Below are 21,970 nucleotides of genomic sequence, written 5' to 3'. Positions count from 1 at the left end.
TCTCGACCGCTGCGGTCCGGGAACCACTGCGGTCCGGGAACCACTGTTCCGGATCAGCGGTTCTCGTCGGGCAGGTCCACCTCGATCAGCTCGCCGGGCGTCACCGACCGGTGCGCCGGTGGCACTGAGTCGTTCTGTGGCGCTGAGTCGTTCGTTTGGGCTAGGTCGCTTGTACTCGGCGCGGCGTCGGATTGCGTCGGGGGTTCCTGGTCCTGCTCGTTCAGCTGGGCCTGCTGCGGTTGCGAGCCGCCGCCAAGGATGCCGCCCAGGATATCGCCAAGCCCGCCTGAACCGAGTCCTCCCGAACCAGGCCCGCCGGCGCCCTGTCCACCGCCGCCCTGCCCTCCCGAACCAAGGCCGCCCAAGCCACCGAGGCCGCCGCCCAGGATTCCGCCGAGGATGCTTCCCAGGTCAATCCCGCCGCCGCCCGGGGATGACTGCTCCCCGGAATCCTGCGCCCCGGAATCCTGTCCGCCGCCGAGGACCTTCTTGGCCAGATAGGACATGACGATCGGTGCGAGGATTGGCAGCAGCTTGCGGACGAGGTCCCCGCCAACTCCGCCAAGGTTCGCTGTTCCGGCAAGCCGGTTGGCCACCTGGTCCTGCTGGCCGCCGAAGACATGGCCAACGATCTTTTCGCCGTCCTGGGTGTCAACCTGCGACGGGTCCACGCCGCCGTCGGCCAGTCCGTTCCGGTGCCTGGCCAGCTCGGACTCCAGCGCCGCGGCGCCATCGGGCGCCTGGACGTTGTTCTGCATTCCGGCAAGCAGCGTCGGCACGGCGGCCTCCACTGCGGCCTGCGCGGACGCAGTATCAGTCCCCAGCAGCGAAGCAATCTGCTGGACAGGGATTTGTGCCAACAGCTCCTGGATATCACTCATGGCGTGGCTCCTTCCGGCCCGCTCGTCTCGCAGGCGATCCGTGCGGCTAAAACGCGAATGAAACTCAGATAGCTCAGGGCAGCGGTGCCCGGCCGTCGCCTTTGCATCCTAGCCGCGCGTGCCTGCGGGAAGATAGACCCGCCGGTCCGGCCACGCCTCACTCGCCGGGCCACCGAACCGGGCGTCCGTGGCAGGCAGTGATTGCGGGTAACCTTAGAGAGTTCCGGCCCTGGCGCGCCGGAAGCAAGTTCTGTCAGGCAGTAAAAGGCGAGGTTGATGGTCCACATCTGGAATGATCCGACCGAGGTCCCCGAAGACTTTGGTCCTTCCGTTGTCACTATCGGCAATTTCGACGGCGTCCACCGCGGCCACCAGCAGGTGCTGTCCCAGCTCATCCGGACCGCGCGGCTGAACAACGCCAAGTCGGTTGCCGTGACGTTCGACCCCCATCCGGCCCTGGTCCATCGGCCGGAAAGCGCCCCCGAACTGATCATGGGGCTGGAGGACAAACTCCACGCGCTCGGTGAGCTCGGACTGGACGCCATCCTGGTCATGAAGTACTCCCTGGAGCTCGCCAGCCTCACCCCGGAAGAATTCGTCGGCTCGGTCCTGGTGGACAGCCTCCACGCCAGCCACGTGGTGATCGGCCACGACACCCGGTTCGGCAAAGGGAACTCCGGAGACCTGAACACCATGCAGGAGCTGGGGGAGAAGTTCGGCTTTGAGGTCCTCATCATCAGTGAGTTCGGCTCCGAGGGCTTCCCGCTGCATGACGACGGCGGAACAGACCGCCGCTGTTCCTCCACCTGGGTGCGCGAGGCGCTCCGGGAGGGAGACGTCGGCACCGCCGCCGCGGTCCTCGGCCGCGCTCACCGGATGCGGGGCGAGGTGGTTCACGGAGCCGCGCGCGGCCGCGACCTCGGCTTTCCCACCGCCAACCTCTCCAGCGATGCGAGCGGCCTGATTCCGGAGGACGGCATTTACGCGGGCTGGCTCGTGGACGAGGCGGGGACCCGCTGGCCGGCCGCCATCTCCGTTGGCTCCAACCCCACGTTCGACGGCGTGAGCCGCCAGGTTGAGGCACACGTCATCGACAGGCCGGAAGAGCGCATCGAGGACTTCGATCTCTACGGCCAGACAGTAGTCGTGGAGTTCGTGGCCAGGCTCCGCGGCATGGTGGCATACCGTGGGCCTGAAGCCCTCGTGGATCAGATGCGCCAGGACGTCCTGCAGACGCACGACATCCTGCTCAAGCGCTGAACCTCCTGCACCACACGGGTCTGCACCACACAGTATTGGCAAGGAAGGCGACGCTGTGACCGTAGAGAAGAACACCAGGAAACTGGACAAGGGGATTGTGCGGGATTTCAGTTCCCGCATGAGTTACGCGTCCTACCTGCAGCTGCCCACGCTGCTCAGCGCCCAGCAGCCGGTCAGCGTCCCGGAACACCACGACGAGCTGCTGTTCATCATCCAGCACCAGACCACGGAGCTGTGGCTGAAGCTCGTGCTCCACGAGCTCCGCAGCGCCGCGCAGTGGCTGCGTTCGGATGACCTCGGCTCGGCCCTGAAGGGCATCGCGCGGGTCAAGCACATCCAGAAGACCCTCACCGAACAGTGGTCCGTGCTGGCCACGCTGACACCCACCGAGTACGCGGAATTCCGTGGCTTCCTTGGCAATTCGTCCGGTTTCCAGTCCAGCCAGTACCGCGCCGTCGAGTTCGTGCTGGGCAACAAGAACAGGAAGATGCTTCCCGTCTTCGAGTCCGATCCCGAAGCCCACGCGCTGCTGACCGAAGTCCTGCACGCGCCGAGCATCTACGACGAATTCCTCGCCTACCTGCACCGCCAGGGCTTCGATGTTCCCGAGGAGGTGCTGACCAGGGACGTCACCCGCGCGCACGAGTTTGAGCCTGCCCTGGTGCCGCTGTTTAAGCACATCTACGAGCACGCCGCGCAGAACTGGGGAGCCTACGAGGCCTGCGAGGAACTCGTTGATCTGGAGGACAACTTCCAGCTGTGGCGGTTCCGGCACCTGCGCACCGTGCAGCGCACCATCGGCATGAAGACAGGCACCGGCGGCTCCACCGGGGCGGCGTTCCTGCAAAAGGCCCTTGAGCTGACGTTCTTCCCGGAGCTGTTCGCCGTGCGCACGGAGATCGGACAGTGACCACGCAGGCAGGCGCCGCCCTGCTGCAAAAGGCCTGGCGCCTCGACGCCGAGGACCCGCTGGCCCGGTACCGCGACCTGTTCGTCGGCGCAGAGACCGAGCTGTCCTACCTCGATGGCAACTCCCTGGGACGCCCGCTCAAGCGGACCGCCGGAGACATTGCCGCCTTCATCCGGGAGGGCTGGGGCGGTCGCCTGATCAGGGGCTGGGACGAGGAATGGCTGGACATGCCCCAGGCCATCGGTGACCAGCTGGGGCGGGCGGTGCTGGGCGCCGCCGCGGGCCAGACGATCATCGCTGACTCCACCACGGTCGTGCTGTACAAGCTGATCCGGGCCGCGCTGGCCGCCGTCGGGGATCCGGCGCGGACAGAGATCGTGGTGGACACGGACAACTTTCCCACCGACAGGTATCTCGTCGAGGGCATCGCCAAGGAGGAGGGCCTGACCCTGCGCTGGATCGAGGCGGACCCCGCCTCCGGTGTCCACCTCGACCAGGTGAGGGAGGCTGTGGGCCCGGCCACCGCCGTCGTCCTTCTCAGCCATGTGGCCTACCGCTCGGGGTACCTGGCAGACCTGCCGGGCATTACGGAAGCAGTGCACGACGCCGGCGGGCTGGTGATCTGGGACCTGTGCCATTCCGCCGGGTCCGTGGAGCTGCAGCTGGACGCCTGGAACGTGGACTTTGCGGCGGGCTGCACCTACAAGTACCTGAACGGCGGGCCGGGTTCGCCCGCCTTCGCCTACGTCAATAACCGGCACCTGCCCGGACTGGCGCAGCCCATCTGGGGATGGATGGGCCGGAAGGACGCGTTCGAGATGGGGCCGGGCTACGAACCGGCCGCCGGCATCCGGGGATTCCTGAGCGGCACGCCGGCCATTTTCGGAATGATTGCCATGCGCGGCACGCTGGACCTGATTGAAGAAGCCGGCATGGCAGCCATCCGGGAAAAGTCGCGGCAGCTCACCGCCTACGCGCTGGAACTGCACGATGCCTGGCTGGCGCCGGCCGGGGTAAGGCTCGCCACGCCCCGGGATCCGGACCGCCGGGGAGGCCACATCACCGTTGACCATCCCGCCTTCCGGGAGGTGACCGCGGAGCTCTGGGAGAGGGATGTCATCCCGGACTTCCGCGCCCCGCAGGGCATCAGGATCGGGCTTTCGCCGCTGAGCACCGGCTTTGCCGAACTGCACCGCGGCATGGCGGCCATCCGGGATCTGCTCCCCGCAGCCTGACCAGCCCTGTTGCCGTTTCGACAGAATTGCAACACGGCCGGTAAACTAAGCGGTGGATCCGGCTGCAGTCCGTGGTTGCTGGATCCTGCCCTATGCGGAATGCTCCTCGGAGTTCCGCGCGGCACCCCCGGCAGTGATTTTCTGACTCGGGCCTCACGGCACATCTCTAGGAGTTATTGTGGCACTTGACGCCGCCGTAAAGCAGTCCATCATCAAGGAATACGCAACGTCCGAGGGCGACACCGGTTCGCCGGAGGTCCAGATTGCGGTTCTGACTCAGCGGATCAAGGATCTGACTGAGCACATGAAGGAGCACAAGCACGACTTCCACACCCAGCGCGGTCTGCTGGCCATGGTTGGTCGCCGCAAGCGCATGCTGACTTACCTGAAGAACACTGACATCGCCCGCTACCGTTCGCTCATCGAGCGTCTCGGCCTGCGCCGCTAGTCTGTTTGGAGGCGGCCCTTTCCACCCGGAACGGGCCGCCTCGTCAGTACATAAAAACTAAACAGGAGGATCAACCGCATCACGCATTCGCGGTCCTCGGTAGTGATCCCCGGGAAGCTTCAGTGACTGAAGCCGGCCCGTGGGTCTCGATCGATGACCGGGTGCAGGGCCAGTAGACAGATGCTGGACTGGGTTGATGCGGCTGGACTTCCGTTACATAGGAAACGGAGGTGACTCTCTTGGAGGGTCCCGAAATCCAGTTCTCAGAAGCAGTCATTGACAATGGCCGCTTTGGCAAGCGTGTAATCCGCTTCGAAACCGGCCGTCTTGCCAAGCAGGCAGCCGGCGCAGCCATGGTGTACATCGACGAGGACACCGCGCTGCTCTCCGCCACCACCGCCGGCAAGCACCCGCGTGAAGGCTTTGACTTCTTCCCCCTGACGGTGGACGTCGAAGAGCGCATGTACGCCGCCGGCCGCATCCCGGGCTCGTTCTTCCGCCGCGAAGGCCGCCCGTCCACCGAAGCGATCCTGGCCTGCCGCCTCATGGACCGCCCGCTGCGCCCCGCGTTCGTCAAGGGCCTGCGCAACGAGGTCCAGATTGTCGTTACCGTCCTGGCGATCAACCCGGACGAGCTGTACGACGTCGTGGCCATCAACGCCTCCTCGATGTCCACCCAGCTCTCCGGCCTGCCGTTCTCCGGCCCGATCGGCGGCGTCCGCGTTGCCCTCGTCGCCGACGAGCAGGGTTCGCAGTGGGTTGCCTTCCCGAAGCACTCCCAGCTCGAGAACTCCGTGTTCAACATGGTCGTTGCCGGCCGCGTTGCCGGTGACGACGTCGCCATCATGATGGTTGAAGCCGAAGCCACAGACAACTCCTGGAGCCTCATCAAGGAACAGGGCGCCACCGCCCCCACCGAAGAGGTTGTTTCCGAGGGACTGGAGGCTGCCAAGCCGTTCATCAAGGCTCTCTGCGAAGCCCAGCAGGACCTGGCCTCCCGCGCCGCCAAGCCCACGGTCGAGTTCCCGGTCTTCCTGGACTACCAGGACGACGTGTACGCCGCCGTCGAGGCTGCTGCCACGGAGAAGCTCACCGCTGTCTTCCAGATCGCCGACAAGCAGGACCGCGACAACGCAGCCGACGAGCTGAAGGACGAGGTCGTTGGCTCCCTGGCCGAGCAGTTCGAAGGCCGCGAGAAGGAACTGTCCGCGGCTTTCCGCTCCGTGACCAAGCACGTGGTCCGCCAGCGCATCCTCAAGGACCAGATCCGCATCGACGGCCGCGGCCTGACGGACATCCGCCAGCTCACCGCCGAGGTAGAGGTCCTGCCCCGCGTTCACGGCTCCGCGATCTTCGAACGTGGCGAAACCCAGATCATGGGTGTCACCACACTGAACATGCTCAAGATGGAACAGCAGATCGACTCGCTGTCGCCGGTAACGCGCAAGCGCTACATGCACAACTACAACTTCCCGCCGTACTCCACCGGTGAGACCGGCCGCGTCGGTTCCCCGAAGCGCCGCGAAATCGGCCACGGTGCCCTGGCAGAGCGCGCGCTCGTCCCGGTGCTGCCGTCCCGCGAGGAGTTCCCGTACGCCATCCGCCAGGTGTCCGAAGCCCTCGGCTCCAACGGCTCCACCTCGATGGGCTCGGTCTGCGCCTCGACGCTGTCCATGCTCAACGCGGGTGTGCCGCTGAAGGCCGCCGTCGCCGGCATCGCCATGGGCCTGGTCTCCGACCAGGTGGACGGCCAGACCCGCTACGCCGCGCTGACCGACATCCTCGGCGCCGAGGATGCCTTCGGTGACATGGACTTCAAGGTTGCCGGTACCTCCGAGTTCGTCACGGCCATCCAGCTGGACACCAAGCTCGACGGCATCCCGGCATCCGTGCTGGCAGCAGCACTGAAGCAGGCACGCGAAGCCCGCCTCCACATCCTCGAGGTCATCAACGCCGCGATCGACACCCCGGACGAGCTCTCCGAGTTCGCTCCGCGCGTCATCGCCGTCAAGATCCCCGTGGACAAGATCGGCGAGGTCATCGGCCCCAAGGGCAAGATGATCAACCAGATCCAGGAGGACACCGGCGCGGACATCTCCATCGAGGACGACGGCACCGTCTACATCGGCGCCACCGACGGCCCCTCGGCAGATGCCGCCCGCTCCGCGATCAATGCCATCGCCAACCCGCAGGTTCCTGAGGTCGGCGAACGCTACCTGGGCACCGTCGTCAAGACCACCACGTTCGGTGCGTTCATCTCCCTCACCCCGGGCAAGGACGGCCTGCTGCACATCTCCGAGCTGCGCAAGCTCGCCAGCGGCAAGCGCGTGGACAACGTCGAGGACGTCGTCTCCGTGGGCCAGAAGATCCAGGTCGAGATCACCAAGATCGACGACCGCGGAAAGCTGTCCCTGTCTCCGGTAGTAGCTGAAGAGGAAGGCGCCGGCGAAGCCGACCGCGTTCACGCTGCCGCTCCGGCAGAAGGCTCGGACGCTTCCGAGTAGTTCCGGGCTCCGGCAGCTGAGTGCTGCCGGAACCCATCAGGGCGGGGCCGTTGGTTGTACCACCGGCCCCGCCCCGTTTAACCCGCACCCCAAACCTCCGCTTGCGGCGGCAAACAGCCCACGTCAGAGCCACTCCGACGGCGGGGCCCGCTGGTACGATTGCAGGCAGATTTGGCTCCGCTTCCCGAAAGGCCTTGATGACTGTCGTACCCCTGCCGCTGGAGCAGAACCACCCCGGCGACACCCTGATCCATGGAGCCGACGGCGGTTCGGAAGTCCGCCGTTCGGTCCTCCCCGGCGGGGTCCGCGTCCTGACTGAGGCCATGCCGGGTCAGCGTTCAGCCACCATCGGATTCTGGGTGGGCGTCGGGTCCCGCGACGAAGCCCCCGGCCAGCACGGATCCACGCACTTCCTTGAGCATCTGCTGTTCAAGGGCACCAAGCGCCGCACAGCCCTGGAAATCGCTTCAGCCTTTGACGAGGTAGGCGGCGAATCCAATGCGGCCACCGCGAAGGAGAGCACCTGCTACTTCGCCCGCGTGCTGGACACGGACCTGCCGATGGCCATCGACGTCATCGCGGACATGATCACCGGCGCCGTGCTGGACCCCGCGGAGATGGAGCAGGAGCGCGACGTCATCCTCGAGGAAATCGCCATGGACAGCGACGACCCCACGGACGTCGCCCATGAACACTTCGTGGCCGCCGTGCTCGGCACCCATCCGCTCGGGCGCCCCATTGGCGGCACCCCGGACGCCATCCGCGCCGTGGCCCGGGACTCCGTCTGGGACCACTACCGCCGCTACTACCGCCCCGATGAGCTGGTGATCACCGCCGCCGGCGGTTTGGAGCACGACGTCGTCTGCCGGCTCGTGGTGGATGCCCTCCACTCGGCCGGGTGGTCCCTTGAGCCCGGTGCGGCTCCCGTGGAGCGCCGCTCCACCGCGCGCGCGGAGATCACCGGCACCGCCGGGCTGCATGTTGTCACGCGCCCGGTGGAGCAGGCCAACATCATCATGGGCTGCCCCACCATCGTGGCTACCGACGAACGCCGCTACGTCATGAGCGTGCTGAACGCCGTGCTCGGCGGCGGCATGTCGTCCCGGCTGTTCCAGGAGATCCGCGAGAAGCGCGGGCTCGTGTACTCCACGTACTCCTTCGCCTCGTCCTACGCCGACGCCGGCTACTTCGGCATGTACGCCGGCTGCACGCCCACCAAGGTCCGCCAGGTCCTGGAGCTCCTCGGCGCCGAACTCGACAGCCTCGCGGCCGGCGGCATCTCCGACGACGAGCTCCGCAAGGCAGTGGGGCAGCTTTGCGGCGGGATCGTCCTGGCGCTGGAGGACACCGGCTCCCGCATGTCCCGGCTGGGCCGCGCCGAGCTGGTCTCCGGCGAATACCAGGACATCGACGAAACCCTGCGCCTCATCAAGGCCGTGACGGCGGAACAGGTCCAGGAGCTGGCCAGCGAGCTTGCCGCGGCGCCCCGGACCGTCACGGTGGTCGGCCCGTTCGATGAATCGGAAACCTTCGGGCTCTGAATTTCGCCGGTTCCGGCGTAGGAGGAATGATGGAGCAGCCGCAACCGGGCACAGCGCATGAAGCGCTGGAGATCTTCGTCGGGCGCTGGCTGGGAACCACCGAACTGGCCGCGTCGCCGTGGGGTCCGGCACGTACGGCCGCCGCGGAGGTGACGTTCACCCGCGCGGCGGGAGGGTTCGCCGTCGTCCAGTCCTACCGCCACACCGAAGCCGACGGCACGCACTTCGAGGGGCACGGGGTCTTCACGGTGGACCCCGACCACGACGAAACGCTCTGGTACTACGTCGACAGCATGGGCCGGCCCCCGGCGGCTCCGGCGCGCGGGGTGTGGCACGACTCAACCCTCACGGTGGAGCGGCGCAGCGACCGCGGCACCGCCCGGCACACCTTCCGGGTGGACCAGGGCGTGCTGACCCACACGGCCGAACTGCGGCTGGGGGAGGCCCAGGGCTTCCAGCCGTTCATGACCTCGATCTGCCACCGCGCCTGAATTTAAGCGCTGACCCAACTAAGTAGCAGCACAGGGCGTTCCCACGGCTGGGAACGCCCCGTGCTGCTACTCAGTTGGGGTTAGCCGCCGGCGAAAGGCGGCAGGACGTCCACCACGTCGCCCTCGGCCAGGACTGTGGTCCGGTCCCGGACGGCCACCTCGTTCAGCAGGAAGCTGCTGCGGGCCAGAATCCTGTCCAGCGGCGGCGTCCCGGCCGGAGGCTCTGGGCGTTCGACGTCGAGCACGGCCGCAAGGAGCGACTCCACCGTGGAACCCGCGGGAAGTTCAAAGCGCTCTTCCTCCACGCCTGCCGCGGAGCGTGCGGCAGCGAAGTATCGTACGTTCAAGGATCAGCCTCCGATGGCGCTCATGCTGCGGTCCGGCTGGACGAAGTCCGGGGCGTCGAGTCCCACGTGGTCCATGCCGTGGGCTTTGGGCTTCAGCCACATGGCATCCTGCCAGCGTTCGGCGAGCTGCTCGTCGCTGGCGCCTTGCCTCAGCAGGCCGAGCAGGTCGAATTCCTCGCGGGAGAACAGGCAGCTCATGATCTTGCCCTCGGCGGTGATCCGGGTCCGGCGGCAGTCGGAGCAGAACGGCTCGGTGACCGAGGCGATGATACCCACGGTGCCAAGCACGGGGCCGAGTGAATCGGAACTGTGAGTATCGCCGGAACCGGTTGTCCGGCGTCGTACTTCAAAACGTTCCGCCGGCGCGCCGTCGCGGGCACGCGGATCCGGACTGAGCACGAAGTCCTCGGAGAGGAGCTCCCGGATCTCGGCCGCGGTGATCATGTTCCGGCGGGTCCAGCCGTGGTCGGCGTCCAGCGGCATCTGCTCGATGAACCGCAGTTCGTAGCCGCGCTCCAGCGCCCAGGCGAGGAGGGCCGGCGATTCGGTGTCGTTGATGCCCCGCATCAGCACGGCGTTGAGCTTCACGGGACCCAGGCCGGCGGCCCAGGCGGCATCCACCCCCGCGAGCACCCGGTCCAGGAACGGGCGCCGGGTCAGTTTGGCGAAGGTTTCCTCATGCAGCGAGTCCAGGGAGACATTAATTCGGGTCAGGCCGGCGGCCTTGAGTGCTGCGGCCTTGCGGTCCAGGCCCACGCCGTTCGTCGTCATGGAAATGGGGAGCTCGGGGTGTGCCTGGCGCAGGGCGGCAATGATGTCGACGAGGTCGGCCCGCACCAGCGGCTCACCGCCGGTCAGGCGCAGTTCGCGCACGCCCAGCAGGTTGACGCCGATGCCGACGATCCGCACGATTTCCTCGCCCGTCATGACTGCCTGCTTGGACAGCCACTCCAGCCCCTCGGCCGGCATGCAGTACGTACACCGCAGGTTGCACTTGTCCGTCAGGGAAAGGCGCATATCCGTGGCCCTGCGGCCGTAACGGTCGGCGAGGCCCGCGGGAGCCTCAGCCGGGCGGCGGGCGGGGATCCCGGCCGCGGGCGCAGCCGGAAGGGGCTGCGAACCCGAAGCGGGTGCGCCTCCTTCACGGAGCTGCGGGATGCCAAGCTGAACACTCATTACTTCAGGCTACGCCACGATGGGGCGTCGATCACACCCGGCCCGAACAGTGACTGCGCTGCGGCCGCTGGCCAGCAGCTGCCCCGTCCGCGGAGGGGGCAGGGACGGTGCCGGAAAAGCGCTGCCGAACCTATGCTTGAAGGGTGAATGGGTCCCAGAAGCCAGGCCGGCACCGGCGCCGGTGGGCGGCGGCTGCAGGCGTGGTGGCAGCCGGCACCGGACTCGTCGCGAGTGAACTCATCGCCGGCTTTGTCAGTCCTTCACTGTCAACCATGAGCGCCCTGGGCGGCGCCGTCATCGACGCTGCCCCGCCCGGCGTCAAGGACTGGGCTGTTTCCCTCTTCGGCACGGCGGACAAACTGGCCCTGCTGGCCGGCATGGCGCTGGCCATCGCCGCTATCGCCGCCGCCGCAGGCGTCCTCGAGCTGCGCCGGCGCTTCGCGGGTGCCGCCATCTTTGCCGTTTTCGGCGTCGTGGGCCTGGCCGCCGTCCTGACCCGCGCCCAGGTGACCGCAGCCGCCGTCGTTCTTCCGCTCCTTGCCGCCGGGATCGGTATCGCGGTGCTGCTCAAGCTCGTGAGGCGCCTGGCCGCCCCGGACGCGGGCGGCGATGCCGGAACGGGCCCGGCCCGGCGGGGCTTCTTCCAGCTGCTGGGCGGCACCGCGGCCGGCGTCGCGGTGGGCGGCGCTGTCGTCACCGTGTGGCGGGGCGGGGCGGCCGGCGTCAACGAGGTCCGCCGGACCCTGCGGCTGCCCGTGCCGGAGTCAGCGGCGCCGCCCATTCCGGCCGGTGCCGACCTCCGACTGGCCGGGGTAGCGCCGCTGGTCACGCCCAACAGCGACTTCTACCGCATCGACACCGCGCTCTCCGTCCCCGTCCTTGACTCCCGCGAGTGGCGGCTCAGGGTCACCGGGCTGGTGGAACGGGAAGTCGAGATCACGTTCGAGGATCTGTTGGCGAAACCCCTGGTCGAGCGGCACGTGACCATCGCGTGCGTGTCCAACGAGGTGGGCGGCGACCTGATCGGCAACGCCCGCTGGCTGGGCTGGCCGGTCCGGGAGCTGCTGGCGATGGCCGGCCCCAAGCCGGAGGCGGACATGGTCCTGTCACGGAGCTCGGACGGCTTTACGGCCAGCACCCCGCTCGAGGCGCTCACCGACCGCCGCGATGCGCTGCTCGCCGTGGGCATGAACGGCGATCCCCTTCCGCTCGAGCACGGCTTCCCCGTGCGGATGATCGTGCCAGGGCTCTACGGGTATGTCTCTGCCACCAAGTGGCTCACCGAACTGAAGGTCACCAGGTTCGCCGACGACGTGGCCTACTGGACGCCGCGCGGCTGGTCCGAACGCGGCCCCATCAAGATCTCGTCCCGGATCGACGTGCCCCGGGACGGAGCCTCGGTGCCGGCCGGGAACGTGGTGTTCGGCGGTGTCGCCTGGGAACAGCACACCGGAATCGGCAAGGTCGAGCTGCGCGTGGACCGGGGGAGCTGGCAGCCCGCCAGGCTGGCCCCGGGCATCTCGGCGGACACGTGGTACCAGTGGCAGCTCGGCGTCGACCTGCAGCCGGGGCAGCACGAGATCCAGGTGCGGGCCACGGACCTCAAAGGCACTGAACAGACGGAGGAACACCGCTCGGTGGCGCCGGACGGTGCCACGGGCTTCCACACCATTAGAGTGGACGTGAAAACGTAGCCCACCAAAGGCCGGACCATGCACAGCCCCCACGAGCGCAGCACCCGTCAGCACAGCCAGCACGATGAGGGCAAACACGATCACCACGCCCCCGATCACGGTGAACACCGGCACGGTGACCCCGAACACCCCGTTCACCGGAGCGTCGAGGATCACCGGCGGGCCGTCAGGGAGCTCCTCGAACCTTTGCTGTCACCGGCGCGGACCGAAAAACTGCCACTGGTCCAGGCCTTGGGCCGCGGACTCGCCGAGCACATCACTGCTCCAGTCAGCCTGCCGCCGTTTCCGAACTCCCAAATGGATGGCTTTGCCATCCGTTCCGGCGACGTGCCCGACGGCGGCGCGGCCCTGCGCGTGGCGGCTCCGGTTCCGGCGGGCGCACAGCCCGCACCCCTGGAGCCCGGCACCGCCGTCCCCATCATGACCGGTGCCATGGTGCCCGACGGGGCAGACGCCGTCGTACCCATTGAACAGGCTGTCCCCTCTATCTTTCCGGCCCCGGGTGAAGAAGCCGAGGTGAGGCTGCCGGCCACGGCGGCCGGGACGTTCATCCGCGCCGCCGGAAGCGACATCGAAGCGGGCCGGCAGGCGCTGGCCGCGGGCACCTGCCTGGGCCCGGCGCAGCTGGGCCTGCTCGCCGCGCTGGGGTTGCCGGAGGTCCTGGTCCACCGGCAGGTTTCGGTCCTGCTGGTCACCACCGGCGATGAAGTGGTGGAACCAGGGGAACCGCTGGGGGACGGCAAGATCTACGACGCCAACGGCACGCTCCTGGAGTCGTCCCTGCGGCAGGCGGGACTTGCCGTGACCAGGGCAGGCATTTCCGCCGACAGCCCGGACGGCCTGCGGACGCTGCTGCGCACGCACACGTCGGCGGTGGACCTGATTGTCACCACCGGGGGAGTCAGCAAGGGCGCGTACGAGGTGGTGCGGCAGGCCATGGACGGGCAGGACGTCGCGTTCCAGCATGTCGCCATGCAGCCCGGCGGGCCCCAGGGACTGGGAACGTTCGACGGCGTCCCCCTCCTTGCGTTTCCGGGGAACCCCGTCAGCTGCCTCGTCTCCTTTGAGATGTTCCTCCGTCCGGTGCTGGGCGAACTGTTCGGCGCGCCCGCCCCCCGGCCCGCGGTCCGTGCCCGGCTGGCCCAGTCGCTGACCTCCCCGGCCGGCAAGCACCAGGTCCGGCGCGGGTCATTGCAGGCTGACGGCACTGTCCGGCTGCAGGGCGGTGAAAGCTCGCACCTGGTGCAGGCACTGGCCCACTCGAATGCCCTGGTGCACGTGCCCGTTGGCACCGCTGCTCTCGACGAGGGCGCCGAGGTGGAAGTATGGACGTTGTGACTGCAGAAAATGACCACGGCGCCCTGACGCACCTGCGCCGTGACGGCACGGCCCAGATGGTGGACGTCTCAGGAAAACCGGAAACCACGCGCGAGGCCACGGCCACGGCGACGGTCCGCAGCACCGCCGAGGTCCTGGCGCTGCTGGGCACCGGCGGCCTGCCCAAGGGCGATGCCCTGGCCGTTGCCCGGGTTGCCGGGATCATGGCGGCCAAGAAAACCCCTGAGCTGATCCCGCTGTGCCACCCGCTCCCCATCTCGAAGGTGACCGTCGACTTCAAACTGGGCGCCGAGACCGTGGACATCCTGGCCACCGTCAAGACCCGCGGTGTTACCGGCGTCGAAATGGAGGCCCTCACTGCCGCCTCCGTGGCGGCGCTGAGCGTCTACGACATGATCAAGGCCGTGGACAAGCACGCTGTCCTCACGGACATCAAGGTCCTGGCCAAGAGCGGCGGCAAGAGCGGGGACTGGGCCCTGTGAGCACCGCTGATTCGAAAACCCCCGCTTCCACATCCGCTGACTCCAGAGCCAGGGGTGCGCACGTCCACGGCGAGGTGCAGGGCCGCAAGGCCGGCGTCGTCATTGCCTCAACACGCGCTGCCTCGGGCGTCTACCAGGACGAGACCGGGCCTGTCATCACCGACTGGCTCACCGAACACGGCTTCGTGCCGTATCCGGTGATGGTGGTGCCTGACGGCGAGCCGGTGGGCGCGGCGATCCGGGCGCTCCTGACCCAGGAACCCGCCGTCGTCATCACCAGCGGCGGCACCGGCCTGAGCCCGGACGACCGCACGCCGGAAATGACGCTGCCGCTGCTGGACCGCGAAATCCCCGGCATCATGGAGGGTATCCGCCAGTTCGGTACGGCGAAGACGCCGCATGCCATGCTGAGCCGCGGACATGCCGGTTCGGCCGGCCGGACTTTCATTATCAACCTGCCCGGATCACCCAAGGGGGTCATGGACGGCCTGTCCGTCCTGGACCCGGTGATCGGGCACCTGTGCGACCAGTTGGAGGGCGGACATGGCCACTGAGGCATCGTTCGAAGTAGTAACCGCGGTGCTCAGCGCCGAACCCATTTCCGTGGACCAGGCCATCGCCGCCGTGGAGTCGGACACTGCAGGCGCCGTGGTCAGCTTCAGCGGCGTGGTCCGGAACCACGACGGCGGCAAGCCGGTGGACCGGCTCAGCTACAGCGCCCATCCCACGGCCCGCAAGGTGCTTGACGACGTCGTGGCGCAGCTGGTGGCCGAACAGGCCGAGGCAGCCGGAACCGGCGCGTCCGCTGATGGCGCCGTGGTTCCGCCCGTCCGGATCTGGGTCGCGCACCGCGTGGGTCCGCTGGAAATCGGCGACCCTGCCCTCGTCTGCGCGGTATCGGCCGCCCACCGCGGGCAGGCCTTCGCCGTGTGCTCGGAGCTGGTGGACCGGGTCAAGGCGCAGGTGCCGATCTGGAAGGAACAGTTCTTCAGCGACGGCACGGTCGAATGGGTCGGGGCCGGGGAGTAAAGGCTGGCAGCGCAGGCGAGTAATGGACGGTAGCGCCAGGGCGAATAACGGACCTCAGCGCCGGCGCGCAAGTGCCGGCGCGGCCGGCATCCGGGCTGTCCGCGCGTGAGGTAACGCATGCGCTCCGGTTCCGTCCGCCGGCCGCCCGAACGGTAGTGTTGAACCCATGACCCAACAACTTCCTGTCGCCGTTCTGGGCGCAAACGGGCGCATGGGCGCCGAGGCCGTCAAAGCTGTGGAAGCGGCCCCGGACATGAAGCTTGTCGCCGCGCTGGGACGCGGTGACTCCCTCGATGCCCTGCTCGACGCCGGTGCCCGGTACGTCGTGGACCTCACCGTTCCGGAGAGCACCGAGGAGAACGTCCGCTTCGCCGTCGAAAACGGCATGCACGCCGTGGTGGGCACCACGGGCTGGGACCTGGGCAGGCTGGAGTCGCTGGAGACCCTGCTGGCCGGCCACCCGGAAGTCGGTGTGCTGATTGCACCCAACTTTGCCCTCGGTTCCGTGCTCACGTCGGCCTTTGCCGCCAAGGCGTCCAAGTATTTTGAATCCGTGGAGATCATCGAACTCCACCACCCTGACAAGGTGGACGCGCCGTCGGGTACCGCCGTGCGCACCGCCCAGCTGGTGGCTGCCGAACGCGAGGCTGCCGGCGTTGGCCCCAGCCCCGATGCCACCACTACTGAACTGGCCGGCGCCCGCGGCTGCGAGGTGGACGGCGTGCGCGTGCACAGCGTCCGGCTCCGCGGCCTCGTGGCCCATCAGGAAGTCCTGCTCGGCGGCCCGGGGGAGCAGCTGACGCTCCGTCACGATTCCTTCGACCGTGCTTCGTTCATGCCCGGGGTTCTCCTTGGCGTGCGGAATGTCGCAGCGCACCCCGGACTCACCGTGGGCCTGGACGGCTACCTGGACCTGGGGCTGTAACGCAGTGAAACCGCTTCTTGGCTGGCTGAGGACCAACCGAACCAAGATCTGGGTGGGCGCGGTGACGCTCCTGCTGGTCTTCTACCTCGTGGTGTCCTTCCAGCGCTCCGTCCTGCTGCTGACGGATGCCGAGCCGGTGGCCAAGGCCATCGGCGCGGCGTACCTCGTGCTGCCGGTGATAGGCGCCTGGGCCCTGATCCGCGAACTCCTCTTCGGTGCCCGGACGGAACAGATGGCTCGGGTGCTTGAGGCCGAAGGCGGCCTGCCGGAGGACAATCTGCCGCGAACCCCCGCCGGCCGGATCATCCGGGCCGCCGCGGACCAGGAGTTCGAGAAGTACCGCGCTGAAACCGAAGCCGCGCCGGACGACTGGCGGTCCTGGTTCCGGCTCAGCTGCGCCTATGACGCGTCGGGCGACCGGAAGCGGGCACGGTCCTCGATGCGTGACGCGGTGCGGCTGTTCCGCTCCTCCGGCGACGCTGTGGCCCGCTAGTAGGGGACAGCCACGGCCCGGCAGCGGCCGGCTAGCGGACTTGTGCCCTCTGGAGCCGGCCCACCTGGTTGGCGGCGTGCCCGAGCCATTCCAGCGGACCCCGCCATTTCAGGATCACGAACAGCATTCCGATCAGCACGGCCAGCGCCGCGTGGGCGAAGTACATCCCGTCCTCGGTCCAGCCCACCGGTAGCGGCTTCAGATGGAACGATGCCACAACGCACACATGGGCGGTGTACAGCGTCAGCGTCATGGCCCCCGGTCCGCGCAGCGGAAGCAGCAGGTCCAGGGCCAGCCACTGCCCCAGCCGGCCCACCAGAAGGCAAAGGCCGACGACGGCGGCCGCCACGCCGCTGGTATGCAACAGGTCCAGCGTGGTTCCGGAATGGGGCGCGCTGCTGGCCAGCCACCACCATGACCCCTCCTGCCGGACGCCGGCCAGATTGACCTGCAGGAGGCTGTCCAGCGGATAGTTGGGGTCCGTGAGGATGTCCTGCAGGGCGGCGCGGCCGCCCCATTGCTCCATCGCCGCCGTGCCCAGGACCTTGGAGAAGGCCGCCACCGCGGTGCCGCCGAGCAGCAGCAACACCGGAACAAATGCCGTGGTCAGCGCGAGCCTGCCGATGATGAGCCCCACCAGGAGATACGAAATCCACTGGAACACCGGGTAGTACCCCGTGAGGAACAGGTCGCCCAGCAGCTGTCCCGGCGTCGTGACGTCTTCCCACCCTGGATTGTGGTTGAGCTGCAGCGGCGGGTCTGCGGCCATGAGCCACGGCCGCAGCAGGAACGCAATGACCGGGGAAAGCAGGATCCAGCCCGTTGCCCAGGCACAGAGGGCCTTCAGCCGCAGGCCTATGAACGGCAGGATGCACAGGAACAGCACTGCGTAATGCACCAGGATCACCGCGACGTTGACGTCAAGTCCGCCGAGCGCGAGCCCGACGACGGCAATCACCAGGGCGCGCATCGCGATGCCGCGCCGTGCCGCCGTCAGCGCGGGTCCGTCAAGCGGCTGTTGCTTGCCGGTGGACAGGGCGAGGCCGATTCCCGCGAGCACGGCAAACAGGGCCGCGGCGCGGCCGGAGAACGTCAGGCCCACCCAGGTGGGCGTCAGCGCGGCATTGGGTTCGAAGGTCGGGAGCAGGTGGGTGGCCATCATGCCAAGGAGGGCCAGGCCGCGGGCGGCGTCAATACCGGCCAGTCGGACGCCTGTAGCCGGCCCCTTCGCTGTCTTGGAAGATGCAGCCGTGCTCCGCGAGGTCATGGTGTGATCGTCTCACATCAGCCATGGCGCCCTGATTTCGTGAATCACTCCCTCCGGCGCCCTAGCCGCCGCCCGAGTAATGCAGCAGGACGACGCCGTTGCTGAACGCCCGCGTCCCCTCAAGCCTGAGGCTTCTCCGGACATCCGGGTCTTCGAACAGCGGCCGGCCCCGCCCCAGCACCACGGGATGGACGAGTATCCGGAACTCGTCGATCAGGCCCTGCCGCATGAAGCTGGAAGCCAGGTTCGCCCCGCTAAGCGCGATGTCACCGCCGGACCGGGCCTTCAGTTCCGCGACTTGTTCAGGCACGACGTCGGGAATCACCGTCGTGTTCCAGCCGGCCCCGGTGAGGGTCCGGGAAAACACGAACTTGGGCATGGCCCGCCAGATCCCGGCGAACTCGGCCATAGGGGCCGAGAGGCCGGGATCCCGGTCCGCGGTCGGCCAGTAGCGGGCCATCAGCTCGTGGGTGATGCGCCCGGACATGAAGGCACTCATCGTCCGGAACCGGTCGTTGAGGTCGCCGAGGAGTTCGTCGTTGACCAGATGCCAGCTGATATCCCCGCCGGGCGCCTCGAAGAAGCCATCCAGGGACACCGACATCATCAGGATGATTTTGCGCATTCGGGCACCTCCGGCTGGCGGCGGAAGGCGGCAGGTCGCCGTCGTATCTTCCAGTGAAGCATCCGAGGATCCGGCAGGACAGGTCAGGATGAGTCCATGCCGGACCTTGTATTCGAATATATGTTCGAATAGGATTGCCGGCATGAAGAAGTCATCGGGGCGTTCGGCAGGTCAGCGGCTGGAAGGGCGGACGCGATCCTCCAGGGCTGATCCGCCAAAGGGTGATCAGCCAAAGGGTGATCCGCTGAAGGCGATGAGCCCCGGGGTGGTGGACTTCCTGTTCCGGCAGCTCGTGGCGGGGGAGCCTGCCGAGGACGTCCAGTGGGTCCGGGAAGGCGTTGCACTCGCCGACCAGGCGCCCGGGCCGGAGCTCGCCCGCCGACTGTCCGAAACGGACGTCGACGCACTGACGCCCACCGAGCTGTTCCACTACGTCCGCGCCGCGCAGCGCCTCACCCTGTGGGCCGAATCGCTGCGGGAGGCCGCCGTGGAGCGATACTGCTCGGGAGCAGACCCGGCCTAGGAGCTGCGCGCCGGAATTTGACGATCATCACGCGGCGGCCATTGTCCTAACCTGCACGTGACAGGGTAACGTTTTTCCCATGGCTGACACTTCCGCGAACATTCCTGCCCTGGGCACTCTCCTGACCGCAATGGTCACCCCGTTCACCACGGACGGCAAGGTCGATTACCAGCAGGCCGCGGAACTGGCCACCAAGCTCGTTGACGACGGCTGCGACGGCCTCGTCGTCACGGGAACCACCGGCGAAACGTCCACCCTCACCGACGAGGAAAACCTCGGAATGTTCCGCGCCGTGATGGAGGCCGTTGGCGGGCGTGCCGCAGTCATCGCCGGCACCGGAACCAACGACACCGCCCACTCCGTGCACCTGTCCCAGGAAGCCGCAAAGCTGGGCGTCGACGGCCTGCTGATCGTCACGCCCTACTACAACAAGCCCAGCCAGGCCGGCGTCCGGGCCCACTTCGAGACGGTCGCCTCCGCCACGGACCTGCCCGTCATGCTCTACGACATCCCCGGACGGTCCTCCATCGAGATCGCCCCGGACACCATGATCCGGCTGGCCCAGCACCCGAACATCGTGGCCGTCAAGGACGCCAAGGCCGACTTCGCAGCGGCCACCCGTGTCCTGGCCGAGACCGACCTTGCCTTCTACTCGGGCGATGACGGCCTGACCCTGCAGTGGATGGCCCTCGGCGCCGTCGGGCTCGTGGGTGTCACCACGCACGTCGCCACCCGCCGCTTCCGGGAGCTCATCGACGCGATCAACGCGAACGACCTCGGCACGGCCCGCAAGATCAACTTCGAGCTTGAGCCCGTAGTGCGCGCAACCATGACCCGGGTGCAGGGTGCCGTTGCAGCCAAGCAAATTCTTAAATGGCAGGGAGTCCTGCCCAACTCGATTGTCCGCTTGCCCCTCGTGGAGCCGGACGAAGCCGAGATCGAAACCATCCGCGAGGACTTGGCGGAAGGAGGGCTGGTCTTTTCCTGACGGACTGAGACCGGCACTCTTCCGTCTGGAAAGAAGTGCATTATGACCCAAGTAGCCCTCCCCGGCCTCGTTACGCCTCCCCGCCTTCCCCAAGGCACCCTGCGGATTGTCCCGCTGGGCGGGCTGGGCGAAATCGGCCGGAACATGGCTGTGTTCGAAATCGACGGCAAGCTGCTGGTTGTCGACTGCGGTGTCCTCTTCCCCGAGGAAACCCAGCCCGGCGTTGACCTGATCCTGCCCGATTTCTCCTACATCGAGGACCGGGTCGACGACATCGTCGCCGTGGTCCTCACCCATGGCCACGAGGACCACATCGGAGCCGTACCGTACCTGCTGCGGCTCCGCAACGACATCCCGCTCGTTGGCTCCCAGCTGACCCTGGCACTGGTTGAGGCCAAGCTGCAGGAACACCGGATCAGGCCCTACACGCTGTCCGTCACAGAGGGCCAGGTGGAGCAGTTCGGCCCGTTCCAGTGCGAGTTCGTGGCGGTCAACCACTCCATCCCGGACGCCCTGGCCGTCTTCATCCGCACGGCCGGCGGCACGGTGCTGCACACGGGCGACTTCAAGATGGACCAGCTGCCCCTAGACGGCCGCATCACCGATCTCCGGCACTTCGCCAAGCTGGGTGAAGAAGGCGTGGACCTGTTCATGTCCGACTCCACCAACGCCGACGTCCCGGGATTCACCACCGCGGAAAAGGAGATCGGTCCCACCCTGGACCGGCTCTTCGCGCAGGCCAGCAAGCGCATCATCGTGGCGTCGTTCTCCTCGCACGTCCACCGCGTGCAGCAGGTCCTGGACGCCGCGGTCAAGCACGGCCGCAACGTTGCCTTCGTGGGACGTTCCATGGTGCGGAACATGGCCATCGCCGCCAAACTCGGCTACCTGCATGTGCCGGACGGCATCCTGGTGGACCTGAAGAACATCGACACGCTGCCCGACAACCGGGTGGTGCTCATGTCCACCGGTTCACAGGGTGAACCCATGGCCGCGCTGTCGCGCATGGCCAACGGCGACCACCGCGTGGTGGTGGGACAGGGCGACACCGTCATCCTGGCGTCCAGCCTCATTCCGGGCAACGAGAACGCCGTCTTCCGCATCATCAACGGCCTGCTCAAGCTCGGTGCCGACGTGATCCACAAGGGCAACGCCAAGGTCCATGTGTCCGGCCATGCCGCGGCCGGGGAGCTGCTCTACTGCTACAACATCCTCGAGCCGCTCAACGCCATGCCGGTGCACGGTGAGACGCGGCACCTGATCGCCAACGGCAAGATCGCCGAGGAGTCGGGCGTTCCGTCCGCCAGCGTCCTGCTGGCGGACAACGGCACGGTGATCGACCTGCGGGACCACCAGGCGGACATCGTGGGCCAGGTCGAAGTCGGCTTCGTATACGTGGACGGCTCCAGTGTCGGCGAAATCACCGACGCGGACCTCAAGGACCGCCGCGTCCTGGGCGACGAAGGCTTCATCTCCATCATCACGGTCATCAACCGGGCCACCGGCAAGGTTGTCTCCGGACCCGAGATCCACGCCCGCGGCGTCGCCGAGGACGATTCGGTCTTTGACGACATCATTCCCAAGATCAACGCCGCGCTGGAGGAGGCCGTGCTCAGCAACGCTGACCACACTAACCATCAGCTGCAGCAGATCGTCCGCCGCGTCATCGGCACGTGGGTCAACCGCAAGCTGCGCCGGCGCCCCATGATCATCCCGGTGGTCCTGGAGGCCTAACCGGCGGTGCCCGGGGGCTGAACACAGCCCCCGGGAGCCCGGAAATCCGCGGCTCCGCGGCCGCAGTGGAGTACCGTGG

General features: G+C 67.6%; 22 protein-coding genes. 17 read left to right on the top strand and 5 right to left on the bottom strand.

Translation table 11 applies throughout. The features are described from left to right. Nucleotides 1-53 precede the first annotated feature (53 nt). On the bottom strand, nt 54-881 hold the full coding sequence (locus R5O87_RS05960; protein ID WP_410558143.1) for a DUF937 domain-containing protein: 828 nt from the start codon (nt 879-881) through the stop codon (nt 54-56). Between the two features lie 276 nt (nt 882-1,157). On the opposite strand from R5O87_RS05960, the gene R5O87_RS05955 reads away from it, so the two are divergent. From R5O87_RS05955 to R5O87_RS05925, 7 genes are all read left to right on the top strand, one after another. Further along, the gene (locus R5O87_RS05955) at nt 1,158-2,141 is read left to right on the top strand and encodes a bifunctional riboflavin kinase/FAD synthetase (RefSeq protein WP_410558142.1); all 984 of its coding nucleotides are present in this window, start codon (nt 1,158-1,160) and stop codon (nt 2,139-2,141) included. A gap of 55 nt (nt 2,142-2,196) precedes the next feature. Then, on the top strand, nt 2,197-3,051 hold the full coding sequence (kynA, locus tag R5O87_RS05950; RefSeq protein ID WP_410558141.1) for a tryptophan 2,3-dioxygenase: 855 nt from the start codon (nt 2,197-2,199) through the stop codon (nt 3,049-3,051). After that, nucleotides 3,048-4,286: a kynureninase gene (gene kynU, locus R5O87_RS05945; protein WP_410558140.1), complete on the top strand. Its 1,239-nt coding sequence runs from the start codon at nt 3,048-3,050 to the stop codon at nt 4,284-4,286. The genes kynA and kynU overlap by 4 nt, the downstream gene beginning before the upstream one ends. Before the next feature lie 178 nt (nt 4,287-4,464). Further along, nucleotides 4,465-4,734 carry a 30S ribosomal protein S15 gene (rpsO, locus tag R5O87_RS05940; RefSeq protein ID WP_003798808.1) on the top strand — a complete coding sequence of 90 codons (270 nt, stop codon included), beginning with the start codon at nt 4,465-4,467 and terminating at the stop codon, nt 4,732-4,734. Between the two features lie 239 nt (nt 4,735-4,973). Further along, on the top strand, nt 4,974-7,238 hold the full coding sequence (locus R5O87_RS05935) for a polyribonucleotide nucleotidyltransferase (RefSeq protein ID WP_410558198.1): 2,265 nt from the start codon (nt 4,974-4,976) through the stop codon (nt 7,236-7,238). A 197-nt stretch (nt 7,239-7,435) separates the two neighbouring features. After that, nucleotides 7,436-8,779, top strand: a complete 1,344-nt coding sequence (locus R5O87_RS05930) for a M16 family metallopeptidase (protein ID WP_410558139.1) — start codon at nt 7,436-7,438, stop codon at nt 8,777-8,779. Nucleotides 8,780-8,808: 29 nt separating this feature from the next. Next, on the top strand, nt 8,809-9,270 hold the full coding sequence (locus R5O87_RS05925) for a DUF1579 family protein (protein WP_410558138.1): 462 nt from the start codon (nt 8,809-8,811) through the stop codon (nt 9,268-9,270). Between the two features lie 80 nt (nt 9,271-9,350). Here the strand turns inward: R5O87_RS05925 and R5O87_RS05920 are convergent, their stop codons facing one another. Together R5O87_RS05920 and moaA are read right to left on the bottom strand one after the other, a co-directional pair. Then, nucleotides 9,351-9,617: a MoaD/ThiS family protein gene (locus R5O87_RS05920; RefSeq protein ID WP_410558137.1), complete on the bottom strand. Its 267-nt coding sequence runs from the start codon at nt 9,615-9,617 to the stop codon at nt 9,351-9,353. Between the two features lie 3 nt (nt 9,618-9,620). Next, nucleotides 9,621-10,793 carry a GTP 3',8-cyclase MoaA gene (moaA, locus tag R5O87_RS05915; protein ID WP_410558136.1) on the bottom strand — a complete coding sequence of 391 codons (1,173 nt, stop codon included), beginning with the start codon at nt 10,791-10,793 and terminating at the stop codon, nt 9,621-9,623. A gap of 272 nt (nt 10,794-11,065) precedes the next feature. On the opposite strand from moaA, the gene R5O87_RS05910 reads away from it, so the two are divergent. The 7 genes from R5O87_RS05910 to R5O87_RS05880 all read left to right on the top strand — a co-directional run bounded on the left by R5O87_RS05910 (nt 11,066) and on the right by R5O87_RS05880 (nt 16,754). Continuing rightward, complete coding sequence (locus R5O87_RS05910; RefSeq protein WP_410558197.1) at nt 11,066-12,487, top strand: molybdopterin-dependent oxidoreductase; 1,422 nt, start codon at nt 11,066-11,068, stop codon at nt 12,485-12,487. Nucleotides 12,488-12,505: 18 nt separating this feature from the next. Beyond that, entirely contained in the window at nt 12,506-13,825 is a 1,320-nt protein-coding gene (locus tag R5O87_RS05905; protein WP_410558135.1) for a molybdopterin molybdotransferase MoeA, read from the top strand. After that, complete coding sequence (gene moaC / locus R5O87_RS05900; RefSeq protein ID WP_410558134.1) at nt 13,813-14,307, top strand: cyclic pyranopterin monophosphate synthase MoaC; 495 nt, start codon at nt 13,813-13,815, stop codon at nt 14,305-14,307. Before R5O87_RS05905 ends, moaC begins: the two co-directional genes overlap by 13 nt. 74 nt (nt 14,308-14,381) lie before the next feature. Further along, nucleotides 14,382-14,861: a MogA/MoaB family molybdenum cofactor biosynthesis protein gene (locus tag R5O87_RS05895; protein ID WP_387100536.1), complete on the top strand. Its 480-nt coding sequence runs from the start codon at nt 14,382-14,384 to the stop codon at nt 14,859-14,861. Beyond that, entirely contained in the window at nt 14,851-15,336 is a 486-nt protein-coding gene (locus R5O87_RS05890; RefSeq protein ID WP_410558132.1) for a molybdenum cofactor biosynthesis protein MoaE, read from the top strand. Before R5O87_RS05895 ends, R5O87_RS05890 begins: the two co-directional genes overlap by 11 nt. Before the next feature lie 166 nt (nt 15,337-15,502). Beyond that, on the top strand, nt 15,503-16,261 hold the full coding sequence (gene dapB / locus R5O87_RS05885; protein ID WP_410558131.1) for a 4-hydroxy-tetrahydrodipicolinate reductase: 759 nt from the start codon (nt 15,503-15,505) through the stop codon (nt 16,259-16,261). A gap of 4 nt (nt 16,262-16,265) precedes the next feature. After that, complete coding sequence (locus R5O87_RS05880) at nt 16,266-16,754, top strand: hypothetical protein (RefSeq protein WP_410558130.1); 489 nt, start codon at nt 16,266-16,268, stop codon at nt 16,752-16,754. 31 nt (nt 16,755-16,785) lie between these two features. Here R5O87_RS05880 and R5O87_RS05875 read toward each other — a convergent pair whose 3' ends face one another. Together R5O87_RS05875 and R5O87_RS05870 are read right to left on the bottom strand one after the other, a co-directional pair. Next, entirely contained in the window at nt 16,786-18,021 is a 1,236-nt protein-coding gene (locus R5O87_RS05875) for a heparan-alpha-glucosaminide N-acetyltransferase domain-containing protein (protein WP_410558128.1), read from the bottom strand. 61 nt (nt 18,022-18,082) lie between these two features. Next, entirely contained in the window at nt 18,083-18,646 is a 564-nt protein-coding gene (locus tag R5O87_RS05870) for a dihydrofolate reductase family protein (RefSeq protein WP_410558127.1), read from the bottom strand. A 142-nt stretch (nt 18,647-18,788) separates the two neighbouring features. On the opposite strand from R5O87_RS05870, the gene R5O87_RS05865 reads away from it, so the two are divergent. From R5O87_RS05865 to R5O87_RS05855, 3 genes are all read left to right on the top strand, one after another. Continuing rightward, nucleotides 18,789-19,169, top strand: a complete 381-nt coding sequence (locus R5O87_RS05865) for a hypothetical protein (RefSeq protein WP_410558126.1) — start codon at nt 18,789-18,791, stop codon at nt 19,167-19,169. Between the two features lie 79 nt (nt 19,170-19,248). Beyond that, nucleotides 19,249-20,157: a 4-hydroxy-tetrahydrodipicolinate synthase gene (dapA, locus tag R5O87_RS05860; protein WP_410558125.1), complete on the top strand. Its 909-nt coding sequence runs from the start codon at nt 19,249-19,251 to the stop codon at nt 20,155-20,157. Nucleotides 20,158-20,199: 42 nt separating this feature from the next. After that, a complete protein-coding gene (locus R5O87_RS05855; protein ID WP_410558124.1) occupies nt 20,200-21,891 on the top strand; it encodes a ribonuclease J in 1,692 nt (563 codons plus the stop codon). The last annotated feature ends 79 nt before the right edge of the window (nt 21,892-21,970 follow it).

It is taken from the genome of Arthrobacter globiformis, from assembly GCF_046536215.2.
GTDB classification, from domain to species: domain Bacteria; phylum Actinomycetota; class Actinomycetes; order Actinomycetales; family Micrococcaceae; genus Arthrobacter; species Arthrobacter globiformis_E.
The sequence above is the reverse complement of the archived record's forward strand: the minus strand, read 5'-3'. Positions and strand labels throughout refer to the sequence as shown.